The following is a 14749-nucleotide window of genomic DNA, read 5'->3' as shown; positions in this document are numbered from 1 at the left end:
GGTTCGCCATTTAATGGCTCGTATGAGGTTCCTCATACGAGCCATTTTTATTTTAGGGAAGCATAAAATGCATAAAGCGCCAGAATCTGTACTCAATGCTCTTGTACCTATGGTTGTTGAACAAACGGCTAAAGGTGAGCGTTCATATGATATTTACTCTCGTTTATTAAAAGAGCGAGTAATTTTCTTGGTTGGCCAAGTGGAAGAGCACATGGCTAACTTGATCGTGGCGCAACTATTGTTCCTAGAATCAGAAAGCCCAGACAAAGATATATCTATCTATATTAATTCACCTGGCGGCTCAGTTACTGCCGGTATGGCAATTTACGATACTATGCAATTCATTAAGCCGAATGTAAGTACTGTGTGTATTGGCCAAGCATGTAGCATGGGTGCGTTTTTATTAGCAGGCGGAGCAGAAGGTAAGCGTCATTGTTTACCTAATTCACGTGTGATGATCCATCAACCACTTGGTGGTTTCCAAGGTCAAGCATCGGATATCGCAATTCATGCTCAAGAAATCTTAGGCATTAAGAATAAATTAAACGAAATGTTAGCTGAGCATACTGGTCAACCGATTGAAGTTATTGAGCGTGATACAGACCGTGATAACTTTATGAGTGCGCAAGAAGCTGCTGATTATGGATTAGTTGATTCAGTTTTTGAAAAGCGTAGCTGATCTTTAGGCCTGAGTAGGCTATTCTGTGATGAATAGCGTATAAAAAATATTTGACTGTTCCTGTGCAGGTTATTAATTGCACAGATGGTTTTTTAAAAACAGTGAACAGGCTGCAACAGAGGTAGGGTAATGGGCGATAACAAAAGTACCGGTGACAGTGGCAAACTACTGTACTGCTCTTTTTGCGGAAAAAGCCAACATGAAGTTAGAAAGCTAATCGCTGGACCTTCAGTATATGTTTGTGACGAGTGTGTCGAACTTTGTAATGACATCATTCGCGAAGAAATTAAAGAAATATCGCCTAAGCGCGATCATGATAAATTACCAACACCACATGAATTACGAACGCATCTAGATGACTACGTAATCGGTCAAAATCAGGCCAAGAAAGTGTTGTCGGTAGCAGTATATAACCACTATAAACGTTTGCGTAATGGCACACCGATTGAAGGTGTTGAATTAGGTAAAAGTAATATCCTACTTATCGGTCCAACCGGTAGTGGTAAAACGTTACTTGCTGAAACGTTAGCGCGCTCTTTAGATGTGCCATTCACGATGGCCGATGCGACTACGTTAACTGAAGCTGGTTATGTGGGTGAAGATGTCGAGAACATCATTCAGAAACTACTGCAAAAGTGTGACTACGACGTTGAAAAAGCGGAACGTGGTATTGTTTACATCGATGAAATCGATAAGATCAGCCGTAAATCTGATAACCCTTCAATAACACGTGATGTGTCAGGTGAAGGTGTTCAGCAGGCCTTATTGAAATTAATTGAAGGTACTGTTGCTTCTGTTCCTCCGCAAGGTGGTCGTAAGCATCCACAGCAAGAGTTTTTACAGGTTGATACCTCTAAGATCTTATTTATCTGTGGTGGTGCGTTTGCTGGACTTGAAAAAGTGATTGAGCAACGTGGCTTAACAGGAACAGGTATTGGCTTTGGCGCTGAAGTCAAAGGCGAAGCTGACAAAACGACGATTTCACAAACGCTAGGTAAAGTTGAGCCAGAAGATTTAATCAAATTTGGTTTGATCCCTGAGTTCATCGGCCGTTTACCTGTTGTTGCAACGCTAACAGAGTTAGATGAAGCAGCTTTGGTACAAATTTTATCTCAACCTAAAAATGCACTGACGAAACAATATGGTGCGTTATTTGAGATGGAAGAGGTAGAGTTAGAGTTCCGTGAAGATGCACTTAAAGCGATTGCCCATAAAGCAATGACGCGTAAAACAGGTGCTCGTGGTCTACGCTCAATCATCGAAGATATCTTGTTAGATACCATGTATGACATCCCTTCTGTAGAAGGTGTGATTAAGGCTGTAGTTGATGAATCAGTAGTAAAAGGTGAGTCTGCACCTATATTGATTTATGAAAACACCGACAATCAAGTCGCTGGTGGCGAACAATAAATAGACGCTTTTAGCCGTTTATGAAAAATAAGGAGTCCATTGGGCTCCTTTTTTCGTATTAACCATTGAAAGTTCAAGAAACATCCCAATATACTGATTATAAAATCCATTCATCAAACGGAATCGAACTATGACCCAAGAGCGTGAAGCGCATATCGAACTCCCCGTGCTGCCACTTCGAGATGTAGTGGTTTATCCCCATATGGTAATTCCGTTATTCGTCGGACGAGAGAAATCAATTCGATGTTTAGAATCGGCAATGGAACAAGATAAACAAATTTTATTGGTCGCACAGAAAGAAGCTGATTTAGACGAACCAACAAAAGACGATATTTTCGAAATTGGTACAGTGGCGTCAATTCTGCAATTACTTAAATTGCCTGACGGTACAGTAAAAGTATTAGTTGAAGGTGGTCAGCGTGCAAAAGTTGACAAATACACCCAAGAAGAAGAGTTCTTTGTTGCAACGGCACAATACTTAGAATCTGAAGAACTTGCTGAAAAAGAAGAAGAGGTGCTCGTTCGCAGCGCTATCAGTCAGTTTGAAGGTTACATTAAGCTTAATAAAAAGATCCCGCCAGAAGTACTGACGTCGTTAACAGGAATAGAAGAAGCGGCTCGTCTTGCTGACACTATGGCTGCACATATGCCGCTGAAGTTAGAAGACAAACAGTCTGTACTTGAAATGATTAACGTCGGCGAGCGTCTTGAATATTTAATGGCGATGATGGAAGGCGAAATCGACTTATTACAAGTTGAAAAACGCATTCGTGGCCGCGTTAAAAAGCAGATGGAAAAAAGCCAACGCGAGTACTATTTGAATGAGCAAATGAAAGCCATTCAAAAAGAACTTGGCGATCTTGATGAAGGTCAAGACGAGTTTGAAGTACTCGCTCGCAAGATTGAAGAAGCGAAAATGCCAGCAGAAGCCAAAGAAAAAGCTGAAGCTGAGCTAAACAAATTAAAAATGATGTCACCAATGTCAGCAGAAGCGACAGTGGTGAGAAGCTATGTTGATTGGATGACGTCAGTGCCTTGGAGCCAACGTTCTAAAATCAAACGTGACTTATCTAAAGCTGAAGAAATTTTAGATACCGATCATCACGGCTTAGAGAAAGTGAAAGAACGCATTCTTGAGTATCTTGCGGTTCAAAGCAGAGTTAAGCAGCTTAAAGGGCCTATTTTATGTTTAGTAGGGCCTCCAGGCGTCGGTAAAACGTCACTGGGTCAGTCAATTGCTAAAGCTACTGGGCGTAAGTATGTACGTGTGGCACTAGGCGGCGTGCGTGATGAAGCTGAGATCCGTGGTCATCGTCGTACCTATATAGGTTCTATGCCTGGTAAAGTCATTCAGAAAATGGCGAAAGTGGGCGTTAAAAACCCATTATTCCTATTAGATGAAATTGATAAGATGAGTTCAGATATGCGCGGTGACCCATCATCAGCATTACTTGAAGTCCTTGACCCAGAGCAGAACGCAGCATTTAACGACCATTATCTAGAAGTTGATTATGACTTATCTGATGTGATGTTCGTTGCGACATCTAACTCAATGGATATTCCTGGACCGTTACTTGACCGTATGGAAGTGATTCGTCTATCGGGCTATACCGAAGATGAGAAACTCAATATCGCTAAAAAGCATTTGCTGACTAAGCAAATTGAGCGCAATGGACTTAAGCCTAAAGAAATCAATATCGAAGATAGTGCCATTATTGGCATGATCCGTTATTACACCCGTGAAGCTGGTGTGCGTTCATTGGAACGTGAACTGTCTAAAGTGTGTCGTAAAGTCGTTAAAATGATTTTATTAGATAAGTCTGTTAAAACCGTAAAAGTGAATCAAGATAACTTGAAATCATTCCTAGGTGTGCAGCGATTTGATTATGGTAAAGCTGAGTCAAATAACCAGATTGGCCAAGTCACAGGTTTAGCATGGACTCAAGTTGGCGGCGATTTGCTAACAATTGAAGCAACGTCAGTATCAGGTAAAGGCAAGCTTGCTTATACCGGTTCTCTTGGCGACGTAATGCAAGAGTCGATTCAAGCTGCTATGACTGTTGTTAGAGCGCGAGCAGAGCAATTAGGTATTAATGGCGACTTTTACGAGAAACGTGACATTCACGTTCACGTACCTGAAGGGGCCACACCTAAAGATGGTCCTTCAGCTGGTGCAGCGATGTGTACTGCATTAGTTTCGAGTTTAACAGGTAACCCTGTTAAAAGTGATGTGGCAATGACAGGTGAAATTACCCTTCGTGGTGAAGTGTTGCCTATCGGTGGCTTGAAAGAAAAGTTACTTGCAGCACACCGTGGCGGTATAAAAGTTGTTCTTATTCCTAAAGAAAATGAACGCGACTTAGAAGAAATTCCTGCGAATGTTATTGCAGATCTTAAAATCCACCCAGTTAGATGGGTTGATGAAGTGCTTGAATTGGCCTTAGAGAGACCTGTAAAGGGCTTTGAAGTGGTCAAAAAGTAGCTAAATAGCAAAAAAAGTTGCTTTGAACCTAAAAAAAGTGAAAAAAGGGGCTTAACAAACGCGAAAGCTGTGGTAGCCTAGATAAGTGGAGAGTCAGTTAGCACCAAACCCTTGGCGCAACTGACTTTGAGCTGTATCCAAGTACATTTTTTATGGTTTTCCAATTAAGTTTGGTGTGGTATCAAACTTATAACAAAAAAGCCTCCGCAGACCGCTCTAAAGACGGATTTGGTTGCGGCGCGAAAATAAACATTCAAGGGGATGACATGAACAAATCTGAACTAATCGAGAAAATCGCTTCTGGTGCTGACATTTCTAAAGCAGGCGCTGGCCGTGCATTAGATTCTTTCATTGGTGCTGTTACTGAAGCACTTAAAGAAGGCGATAAAATTTCTCTAGTTGGTTTTGGTACTTTTGAAGTACGTCAACGTGCAGAACGTACTGGCCGTAACCCACAAACTGGTGCGGAAATCAAAATTGCAGCAGCAAATATTCCTGCTTTCAAAGCTGGTAAAGCTCTAAAAGACGCTGTTAACTAAATAGTTAATATCGTTGCCTTTTGTAAGGCATTTGTAGAAAGCACTGTTTTAACAGTGCTTTTTGCGAAAAAAATATCAGAAAGAACACAGTTAGTTTTGATATTCGGAGGAATTGGGTCATACCCGAGGTAGCGTCTGATAACTCCATATAAATTACAAGAAGGCGCATCCCGAAGTGGTGCGCCTTTTTATTTTTAATCGCAACAAGCGAGAATTCAGATGTTAGAAAAAATTCGCGAAGGTTCACAAGGCGTTATTGCTAAAAGTATTTTAGTGCTAGTGATTCTTTCGTTCGCATTTGCTGGTGTAAGTAGTTACCTAGGGACTTCAACTGATGTTGCTGTCGCCGTAGTTAACGGTGACGATATTACTGCAAATGAACTAGAACAAGCTTACCAAAACGAACGTGGCCGCCTAGAGCAACAACTGGGTGAAATGTTTGATGCATTATCTGCTGACGATAACTACATGAATGGTATCAAGCAGAATGTATTAGACCGTCTTATTGCTGACAAATTAATGAGTCAAGCTGCTGACGATTTAGGCCTACGTGTTTCAGATGACCAAATTAGACAAACGATTGTTAATGAACCTGCTTTCCAAACGGATGGTGTGTTTGATAATGAGCGTTACTTAGCTGTTTTACGTCAGCTAGGCTACCAAACTGCTAGCTTCAGAAATATGATGCGCACTGACATGACGCGTCGTCAGTTACTGACTTCGTTAGTCGGCACTGAATTTGTATTAGATGGCGAAGCTAAACAATTAGCTGAAGTCCAAGGACAAACTCGTGATATTCGCTATTTAGTTGTTGATTCAGAACCATACTTAGCATCAGCTACAGTATCTGATGAAGCGATTAAAAATTACTACGACAGCAACTTGATGCAATTTATGGATCAAGAAAAAGTGAGCTTGCAGTATGTAGAGCTAAATGTTGCGAACATTGCTGAAGGTGTTGACGCTTCTGTTGAAGATGCACGAGACTTTTACGAAGAAAATAAGCAACAGTACCAAACTCCTGAAAAACGTTTAGCTGCGCACATTCTATTTGCATCAGGCGATGACAGTGCAGACGAAGCGAAAGCTGAAGCCAGTCTTGCTAAACTCAATGCAGGTGAAGATTTTGCTGACGTTGCTAAAACTGATTCAGATGATCAATTTAGTGCAGAACAAGGCGGTCAATTAGACTGGTTTGAACAAGGCGTAATGGATCCTGAATTTGATACTGCATTATTCTCACTTAACCAAGATGAATATTCTCAAGTGGTTAAAAGTGAATTCGGATACCACATCGTTAAGTTACTTGACGTCCAATCTGGTGCTGCTGCGCCATTTGAAGATGTTCAAGACAAAATTGTGGCTGATCTAAAGAATAAGAAAGCAGTAGATGAATTCTACAGCTTACAAAGCGTTTTAGCTGATACCAGTTACGAAGTACCTGATACGCTAGATGAAACTGCGCAAGCACTTAATGTTGAAGTTCAGTCGACTGAGTTATTCTCACGTAATAATGCACCTGCTAACCTAAACAAGCCTGACTTGATCCGTGCTGCTTTCTCTGATGATGTTATCGGTAGCGGTATGAACAGTGAAGTGATTGAGCTTGAGCCTAATCATGTTGTTGTTATTCGTTTATTGAAACACCAAGATGCAGGTACTTTACCACTGAGTGAAGTAAAAGCAGGTATCGAAGCACGTTTAGTGCAAGACCAGGCTAACCTTGAAGCCAGTGAGAAAGCTAACGAGTTATTAGCTGAGTTAAAAGCGGGTAATGAAATCACTGAAGTGACTATTGCAACTAAAGCGCAATTACCTCGTTTCAGTCAAGATATCGACCAAGCTATTACAACTAAAGCATTCCAAATGCCAGCGCCAGAATCAGGTGCAGTTGCATTTGATACCGCTGCATTAGCCAATGGTTTTGCCGTTATTGCACTTGATAAAGTGAATGCCGCTGAAGGAATTGATAGCAATGTTGTTGATAGCATCAAACAACGTTTAGCTCCTCAGTACAGTGAAGCTGATTACCGCTCTATTATTGCAGCGTTAAAAGCAAAAGCTAAAATTGAATATCCTGTAGCTGAATAATTTTTTAGCATACAAGATAGATTAAATAGCCAAGGGAAACCTTGGCTTTTTTATATTTGCTTTTTAACAAAGTCAGTCAATGATGATTAATCATTTATTGGCTCATGCAGAAGGACCTTCATGAATATTGCGCTTTTTGACTTCGATGGCACCATCACAGAAACAGACTCCTACACACCATTCATATACTTCAGTGCGCCTAAATGGCGCATAGTGATTTGTTACCCCTTGCTAGTGCCATTGATTTTGCTTTATAAATTGAAGCTTATTGGCGGCTCAAGGATCCGCACTGTTGTCAGTTATTTTTGTTTCTTTAGACGTTCACATAAAGCCGTTTGGGCCCAAGGTAAAGAATATGCTTCGACGCTTGATTCAATCATCAAACCGGAAGCCAAACAAAGGCTAGCTTGGCATAAAGCGCAAGGAGATGTGATTGTCATCGTATCTGCATCACTCGATGCCTATTTAACGCCATGGTGTGAAAAGCACCAATACGAATTAATTTGTGCAACATTAGCATCAAGAAATGGACTGTTAACAGGAGCTTATTTAAATGGCGATTGCAGCGCCGATGAAAAAGCGCGTAGAGTAAAGCAATCATATCAACTGGATTCATTCGAAAAAGTTTATGCCTACGGTGACACGACAGAGGATAAGCAGTTGTTAGCGCTGGCTGATGAAGCTTATTTTTGTTGGAATAAAGTCAGTTAACGACTGGTTTGTAAAAATCACCGCGAACGTTTTGAGTGCATTATTTGTCGTATAAGTTTTTAATTCAAGATCATTTATTTAAGGTTAATTGCAGTGGAAAAAATCAGCCAACGCTTTGAGCACGTTCTAAGCCATATCGATAACAATTTAACATCTCGTTTAGATTGTAAACTTTTGGCAAGCATCGCTCAGGTTCCTGAGTGTCATTTCGATTTTATCTTTCATAGTTTATTTCATACAAGGACTGAAGATTATATTGGCTTATTACGTAATCTTGAAGCGGCGCAACAACTGGGTTTTGATAAAACGATACCTATTTCAACAGTGGCTGAGTCTGCCGGCTTTGGTAGTGAAGCAAGTTTTACTGAGGCGTTTACTAAAGCAATAGGTCAAAGTCCAAGTCAGTTCCAGTTAACGCCTGACTGGGGGAATTTTTTCGAGAAACAGCAGCCATTAAAAACCTTGTCAGAAGGCCATGACGAATTAATGGCAGATCAAGTGAATATAGAATTGGTTGAACTTGAAGCTATTCCTCTAATTGCTATTGAACATCGGACACAAGCTCAATATTTACCACAAACGATTGAGGCAATGAGGGCTTTTAGACAAGCTCATCAGCTTTCACCCGATACAAGCCGTACGTTTAATTTTATTTATCAATCTGCAGCTGAACCTTTGCAGCAATTTAATATTGATATTGCAGTCAGCGTTACTCAAACGCAAAAAGCTGATTTACGCTCTGTCACTGATGTTTCAGACTACTTTATGGAGTCAATGATACCAGAAGGGCGTTATGCAACTTTTTTACATTCAGGCTCGGATGAGGATTTAAATAAGAAAGTGAAATACTTGTACGGTACTTGGCTTAATGAGCAAAGCCAGAATAATGCTATCCAATTAAAAACCCTACCGCTGATTTTTGAAAAGCTAAACATAACTCAACCCCAACAGATAAAAACCAGAGTCTATTTAGGGTTAATTTAACTATTGTTTTTATCGATCAAAATGAAGTCTTTAAATCTCGAATCGTCGCTCATTCAGGCGCTTACAAAAACAGGTACTACAAAACTGGCGCTTAAAAAAGGTATTTAGAGCTAATAATTAAGGCAGCGGAGGTAGCGTTAATTGTAACAGCGTTACGTAACCTTCAGCCTCAACTTTAAATGACAGCTATTGAGCTGTCATTCTCATCAATTCTGCGCATATCCAAGCCATGTATGTTGCCCAAGCATAGCCAAATACCGAAAACAAAATTGCCACAGGGGCCAGTGAGCGGTGAAATGCCATTGCTACGACTGGTGATGATGCCGCTCCGCCAATACAACATTGACTGGCTAAAGCCATATAAGCAACCGGTGCTTTCATCAACAGCCCAGCAATAATCACAACCATGGCATGAATTGAAAGCCAGACAAATCCGATAGCAAAATAGATAGGAAAATCATCAACCATAGACAGATCCATCTGCAGGCCCATATTTGCAATTAAGCAATACAACATTACTGTTGATACTTTAGAAGCACCTACTGATTCAAGTTCCCGTATTTTGGTATTGGATAGGACAATACTGGTTGTGGTGACAATGATAACAATCCAGAAGAACGTTGAGGTTAAGCTATATTTTTCAGTTTGGGGGTAATTTTCGGCAAAAAAAGGCGCGATGATGTCAGCGCCAAAGTGAGCAAAACCAGTAACGCCAAAGGCAACGCTGAACATCAACATGTAACTCTTCAGTGTGGGTAAACCTTGTTGGTTTGATATGCCTCTGTCGGTCACTTCAATGAGTTTTTTAAACTGGCTGGCATCAGCGCCTATTTTCTTATCAATGAAGTTTGCGTTATTAGCGCAAATCAGTAGGAATGACATCCAAATAGCCGAGTATATGACATTGACAGAAATCATAATCGCAAAAAGGTTTTCTTCGACCTGATAAATCTCTTTCATGGCGATTTGGTTCGCGGTGCCTCCGACCCAATTAGCCGCTAAAGTAGCCATTCCTTTCCAAGCCGCATCAGCGCCAACCCAACTTATCGTCTCAGGTGCTATTTTTGCAAACAACAGTAAGGTTAATGGGCCGCCAATGATCACCCCAAAACTGCCTAATAGAAATAAAATGATTATTTTGGGCCCCAGTAACAGCATTGATTTTATATCGACACTAATAATTAATAGGGTTAAGCAAGCTGGCATTAAAAATTTGGATGTAATCGTATTTAATTCACTTTGACTGGCATCGACAATATTGAAGGTATTAAGTAAAGAAGGGAGTACGTAGCACATCACCATGACAGGGACGAAGCGGTAAACCTGTTTCCACACAGGATGTGAGGACTGGCTAGTATAAAAAACTAAACCAATGATGGTGGTGAGTAAGCCAAATATGACAGGATCTTGGTTGATCATAAACGCTTTGGCTACCTTACAGTGTTAAGTGACGCATTATGCGTTACAAAAACGAATGAACTCTTCTAATAATGGCGATAAAGCTTCGTCATTTCGGCTAATTGACCAATATTTCCGTTGAAAATCCCAGCCTGCTAATTCTAATTCAACTATCTCACCACGACGAATTTCTTCTTTTACTGCAAGATATGGCAGAACACTAACGCCAATGCCTGTACCTATGGCACGTTTAATTGCGCCCATGGTATTCATCGATAATTCATTATTGATGTTGATTTTAGCACTGCGTAATAATTGGGTATTTCTGAGCCTTGAAACTGACATGGTAGAATCCAGCACCCATAATTGTTCAGACAATAACTCTGCGGTAATCGTTTGTTCTAGTATCGGGTTATCGCAACTGGTGACAAGGCAAATCTTATCTTTAATCCATTGCTCATACTTAAGGTTGTTCAGCCCTGGTTTTGCATCAACAAAACCCAAATCCAGCTCTTTTTCTGAGACCATCTTTTCAATTGTCAGGCTATTATTAATGACTAACTTGATATCTACCAGTGGGTGGGATTTTTTAAACTGGGGGATCTTACGCGATAAAATATAATTACCTGCTGTTTTACTACTACCAATCTTTATCGTACCGCCAACCGCATTTCGCTCTGCAAACATTTGTTCAAGCTGAGTCCCTTTAGACAACATCTCATTGGCATAAGGGAGAATAACTTCGCCATTATCATTGGTGCTTAACCCATTGCTACTTCGTTCAAATAAGCGTGTGCCTAAAGAACCTTCCAACTCTTTTAGCGCCATACTGACAGCTGGAACAGACATATGAAGCTGCTGCGCAGCTTTTGAGATCTGTCCGTTATCATGTATAGCTTTAAAAATAGTAAGTTGTTTAAGGGTTATTTTCATAATGACAAAGTAATTTATTAATGATTTAGATGATTATAACGATATATGAATAAACAACGCTAAAATCATTGTTTAAGTTGTATTTTTTGTAACACTGCTCATATTTTTTATAAAAGTGGCGCCTATTAAAGGAGGCGCTAAACTTCAACGTTTAGCGCATCGGAGGTATTAAAAGTCGTAACGAACACCAATACTAAAGATATTGTCTTCTTCTAAATCGATAACAGGACCAGCATTTTCGACTCTATATTCACCTTCGTATTTGGCGTAATGAGCGAATACCATCGTTGATTTTGAAAGACGGTAATCTGCGCCGATAACTAAAGAGTTAATATCAACATCTGTTGCTTGTTTATAGTCACTTGAAGACATCGCGCTATTTTTGAAATACTTACCAAAACCAGCCTCATCTTTACCTATTTCAGCTTTTAAATTAACTCCGTTTAAATTATAAACTGCACTCAAGAAGTATGAATTACCTTCTTTATAGCTGTATTCTTGGCTTTCAGTGTTTTGGAATAAACCACCTAATTTTAAGTTGCCGAACTTAACTTGAGCCACACCGCGATAAGCATCGACCCCACCGATAGTGTTATAGGCTGCAGCTAGGTAATAAGGTTGTTTTTTTAGTTTTTTGTCACCTGCAATAATACTGACAGCATATTGCTGTTCGTCATAATCACTGCGCTCACCGTTGTCATCATATTCTGCGTAGTTATCATCGAGTAAATATGTGGCGTTGAAAGTAATTAAATCAGCGATTTTTGGCGAGTAATAAGTAATGCCGTCAGCCTTACGATCTTGGCCGGCTATCATACGGTTGTATGCAGCATTGGTTAAAGCAAACGCTTCAGCAGTCCCTTTTGATGTTTTCATTACGGTGTCATTACGTCCCACCAAAACCGTACCTAGATTTGCTTTTAAACCTAAATAGGTATTTCTTGCTTTGAATACGTCATCGTTACCTTCATTTGTTGCTGAGTTGACCTGAACTTCAACGCGATAAAGTAACTCAATATCGTTAGCAATTGTTTCACTGCCATGTACACCAAGTCGTGAGAAATTATTCTCCAATACCGTTCCTGACTTACCATTTTGAGTTGTCGCACCGTTATCTGAATTGGTGACAGCCATTTCTAAACGACCATAAAACTGCGGTGAATCGGCAAGTGCTGAATAAGAGTTTGCAGAAAGCAATGCTATAACTGATAGCGATAGTAGTGATTTTTTCATGTTCAATCCCATTGTTTTAATTGTAAATTTTGTATTATTTATTATTTGTGTAAAAATCTTAACTGGATTAATGTGCCACTTTTTCAAATGGTTATTTATTAACGTTCTAGGCTAAAAATTTATGTAGATTCATTGTCTATCTATCTAGATAGGTAACTAGATTTGATGGTTCACATCGTAGTGATTTTGGTTATTGATAAAATGAACATGAGTCACAGCTGTTTGTTTTATGTTGCTGATTAAAGAAAATTGAATAGGTTTTCATTAAAACTTAACCGAAGCTTAAACATGACAAAGGTCTAAGTTTTGATACTCCTTAATGAGTAATCTTGCTCTCAACAAAGAGACATAAAAAACACTTATAAAGGATCGAACACATGAAACTTAAATATTTGGCTTCGGCAGTAGCAGTGATGATGCTTACTTCGGGCAGCGCAATTGCAAAAAATGACTTGGCATCATTTCATGCGGAAATGGGCGACTGTCAGACTTGTCATGTAACTGGCAAAATGAAAGACATCAAGAAAAGCATGACTGACAGTCAAACTCATGAAAATGCGCAATGTCTAGATTGCCATGGTAGTTATGAGGAGTTAGCTAATGACAGTTTAGAATTTGATCCACATACATCGCATTTAGGTGATATCAACTGTACTTCATGCCACACAGCACATGCTAAGCCAGAACTTACCTGTAATAACTGCCACAACTTTGAAATGGAGATGCCTTTTGCTGATTCAAAAGCGAAGAAAAAGTGGGATGGTGATTGGAATCAAGACAAAATCCAACAAGCGATTGCTAAAGGCCCTGTAGAAATACTTGATGTAATCGTTGTTGGTGGTGGCTCTGCTGGTTTTAACGCTGCAATTTCTGCAAAAATGGCGGGCGCCAATGTGGTGTTATTTGAAAAAGCACCATACACAGGCGGTAACTCAATGTTAGCTGCTGGTGGGATTAACGCTGTAGGCACACCGCAGCAAAAAGCCAAAGGCATTGAAGATAGTGTTGAATGGTATGCAGAGGATGCAATGAAAGGCGGCCGTTATCAAAATGACCCTAAGCTTGTACAAACTATGGCAGAAGAGTCTGCTGGCGCAGTGGCTTGGTTAGAGTCTTTGGGTGCTGACATGAGTGAGCTTAAACGTTCAGGCGGTGCAAGAGCTGAGCGTACTCACGCGCCATCTGGTGGCGCTTCAATTGGCCCACATTTGATTGACACCTTGCGTACAGCTGCAATCGAACGTGATATCCCTGTTCGCGTTAACTCAAGGGTTGAAAAAATCGTCTTAAACGATGACCAATCAGTTGCTGGAGTGGTGGTTCACGGCCGTCATTCTGGTTACAACATGGTTGCAGCTGACTCTATTGTACTTGCGACAGGCGGTTATGGTATGAATAAGCAGATGGTTGCTTACTACCGCCCAACGATGAAAGACATGTCTAGCTCAAACAACGTTACAGCAACGGGTGATGGTGTGTTACTTGCTAAAGAAATCGGTGCTTCTATGACTGATATTGATTGGGTTCAGGCGCATCCAACAGTAGGAAAAGATAGCCGTATCTTAATCTCTGAAACTGTACGTGGTGTTGGTGCCATCATGGTGAACACGGATGGCCAACGTTTCATCAATGAATTAACCACTCGTGACCGCGCTTCAGATGCCATCCTTAAGCAAAAAGATCAATATGCCTGGTTAGTCTTTGACGAGCAGTTAGTTGAGAAGAAGAAAATGGTACGTGGTTACGAGCATTTAGGTATGTTAAGTAAGGCAAATACTATTGAAGAGTTAGCTAAAATCACTGGCATGAGCGATTTACCTAAAACAGCGGTTGATTACAACAAATATCAAGCAGCAGGTAAAGACGATGCATTCGGCCGAGCTAATTTACCATTAAGCCTAAGTACGCCACCTTACTACGCTGTAAAAGTAGCTCCAGGTATCCATCACACCATGGGCGGAATTGCAGTCGATACTGACTCGAACATCTTAAACTTGCAAAGCTGGAAAATGCCTGGTTTATTTGCTGCTGGTGAAGTGACTGGTGGTGTTCATGGTTATAACCGTCTAGGCGGTAATGCGATTGCTGATACAGTGGTATTCGGCCGTAAAGCTGGCGAAAATGCAGCGAAACATGCTTTAAAGAAATAAGCTGTAATTAAAATTCATCATCACTAATATCCCCACAAAGGCCAAGTATCTTCTACTTGGCCTTTTTATTGTTTGTTCATCACAAAAAATTTCAACCCACTTTTGTTTTGATATCCATAACATCGTTAAATAATAATTC

General features: G+C 40.3%; 11 protein-coding genes. 8 read left to right on the top strand and 3 right to left on the bottom strand.

Annotation, left to right across the window (positions count from 1 at the left end):
- Positions 1–67: 67 nt before the first annotated feature.
- The 7 genes from clpP to BCU84_RS13280 all read left to right on the top strand — a co-directional run bounded on the left by clpP (position 68) and on the right by BCU84_RS13280 (position 8896).
- The gene (clpP, locus tag BCU84_RS13310) at positions 68–679 is read left to right on the top strand and encodes an ATP-dependent Clp endopeptidase proteolytic subunit ClpP (protein ID WP_102528571.1); all 612 of its coding nucleotides are present in this window, start codon (positions 68–70) and stop codon (positions 677–679) included.
- A gap of 129 nt (positions 680–808) precedes the next feature.
- Positions 809–2089: an ATP-dependent protease ATP-binding subunit ClpX gene (gene clpX / locus BCU84_RS13305; RefSeq protein WP_102528570.1), complete on the top strand. Its 1281-nt coding sequence runs from the start codon at positions 809–811 to the stop codon at positions 2087–2089.
- A gap of 130 nt (positions 2090–2219) precedes the next feature.
- On the top strand, positions 2220–4571 hold the full coding sequence (lon, locus tag BCU84_RS13300; protein WP_102528569.1) for an endopeptidase La: 2352 nt from the start codon (positions 2220–2222) through the stop codon (positions 4569–4571).
- Positions 4572–4837: 266 nt separating this feature from the next.
- A complete protein-coding gene (locus BCU84_RS13295; RefSeq protein WP_055023877.1) occupies positions 4838–5110 on the top strand; it encodes an HU family DNA-binding protein in 273 nt (90 codons plus the stop codon).
- Between the two features lie 219 nt (positions 5111–5329).
- Positions 5330–7201, top strand: coding sequence for a SurA N-terminal domain-containing protein (locus tag BCU84_RS13290; RefSeq protein ID WP_102528568.1), 1872 nt, complete (start codon positions 5330–5332; stop codon positions 7199–7201).
- A 120-nt stretch (positions 7202–7321) separates the two neighbouring features.
- Entirely contained in the window at positions 7322–7912 is a 591-nt protein-coding gene (locus BCU84_RS13285) for an HAD-IB family hydrolase (RefSeq protein WP_102528567.1), read from the top strand.
- A 93-nt stretch (positions 7913–8005) separates the two neighbouring features.
- Positions 8006–8896, top strand: a complete 891-nt coding sequence (locus BCU84_RS13280; protein ID WP_102528566.1) for a GyrI-like domain-containing protein — start codon at positions 8006–8008, stop codon at positions 8894–8896.
- 186 nt (positions 8897–9082) lie between these two features.
- Here BCU84_RS13280 and BCU84_RS13275 read toward each other — a convergent pair whose 3' ends face one another.
- The 3 genes from BCU84_RS13275 to BCU84_RS13265 all read right to left on the bottom strand — a co-directional run bounded on the left by BCU84_RS13275 (position 9083) and on the right by BCU84_RS13265 (position 12460).
- Positions 9083–10315, bottom strand: coding sequence for a DUF819 family protein (locus tag BCU84_RS13275; protein ID WP_102528565.1), 1233 nt, complete (start codon positions 10313–10315; stop codon positions 9083–9085).
- 36 nt (positions 10316–10351) lie between these two features.
- Entirely contained in the window at positions 10352–11227 is an 876-nt protein-coding gene (locus tag BCU84_RS13270; RefSeq protein ID WP_102528564.1) for a LysR family transcriptional regulator, read from the bottom strand.
- Between the two features lie 168 nt (positions 11228–11395).
- A complete protein-coding gene (locus BCU84_RS13265) occupies positions 11396–12460 on the bottom strand; it encodes a porin (protein ID WP_102528563.1) in 1065 nt (354 codons plus the stop codon).
- Between the two features lie 377 nt (positions 12461–12837).
- On the opposite strand from BCU84_RS13265, the gene BCU84_RS13260 reads away from it, so the two are divergent.
- Positions 12838–14610, top strand: a complete 1773-nt coding sequence (locus BCU84_RS13260; RefSeq protein ID WP_102528562.1) for a flavocytochrome c — start codon at positions 12838–12840, stop codon at positions 14608–14610.
- The last annotated feature ends 139 nt before the right edge of the window (positions 14611–14749 follow it).

Source organism: Shewanella sp. 10N.286.51.B7, assembly GCF_002873615.1.
In the GTDB taxonomy this organism is placed as follows: Bacteria; Pseudomonadota; Gammaproteobacteria; order Enterobacterales; family Shewanellaceae; genus Shewanella; species Shewanella electrodiphila.
Note: the sequence above shows the minus strand (reverse complement) of the source record. Positions and strands in the feature narration are given on the sequence as shown.